This window comes from Streptomyces sp. SID5785 (assembly GCF_009870065.1).
Taxonomy (GTDB): Bacteria; Actinomycetota; Actinomycetes; order Streptomycetales; family Streptomycetaceae; genus Streptomyces.
Window position 1 is genome coordinate 1 of the sequence record NZ_WWIA01000913.1, and the last position, 883, is coordinate 883.

The following is an 883-nucleotide window of genomic DNA, read 5'->3' on the forward strand; positions in this document are numbered from 1 at the left end:
AGCGCCCCGAGGGCACCGGGGGATCCGGCGCCGCGGTGCCCGCGCCCCGGCAGGAGAGCGCGGGCCCCGGTACCGCGCGCACCTGGCCCGACGCCGCCGCGCTGCTGCTCACCGCCCTCGGCCCCGGCCCCCGGCTCTGGGAGCGCGGCCCCGGCCACCCCGAGGCGCTCGCGGTCCGGCTCGGCACGGTGGACCGGACGGGCCCGGACGGGGCCGCCGTGCTGCCCGCCGTGCCGGTGACCGTGGGTCTCGCCGAGGCCGGTGCGCTGGGTCTGGCCGGGCCCCGGGCCCGGCTCGCCGGACTGGCCCGCTGCGCCCTGGCCCAGCTCGCCGCGCTGCACGCGCCCGAGCGCCTGGAGATCGTCCTCATCAGCACGGACCGGGCCAGACCGGTGGCGCAGCGGCTCGCCGAGTGGTCCTGGCTGGGCTGGCTGCCGCAGGTCCGCCCGGCGCACGGCCAGGACTGTCGGCTGCTGCTGGCCTACGACCGGGAGCAGGCGGCCGCGCGCACGGGCGAGCTGCTGCGCCGCCTCGACGACCACGCGGCGGGCCTGCGCCCGGGCGGCGCCCCCGAGGGCGGCACGGCCGACGGCATCGCGACCGTCGTCGTGGTCGACGGCGACCCCGGCGCGGCCGACCTGCGGGAGGCCACCGTGCGGCTGGCCGCCGAGGGGGCCGCCGCCGGGATCCATGTGCTGTGTCTAGCGGAGGCGCCGGCCGCGTCCCCGGCCTCGCCCGCCGAGGCGACGTACGAGGCGGCGTGCGCGCAGAGCCCCGCGTTCCGCGCGTGCGGCGCGGTGGCGCTGCTCAGCGGGGACGTGGCGACGGCCCTGCGGCTGCACCGGGCCGTGCACGGCGCCCTGGTCGGGCACGGCACGGTCGC

At 81.7% G+C, this 883-nt stretch carries 1 pseudogene; it reads left to right on the forward strand.

From position 1 onward, the window contains the following. A pseudogene (locus GTW43_RS30070) lies at positions 1-883 on the forward strand (hypothetical protein); the annotation flags it as partial.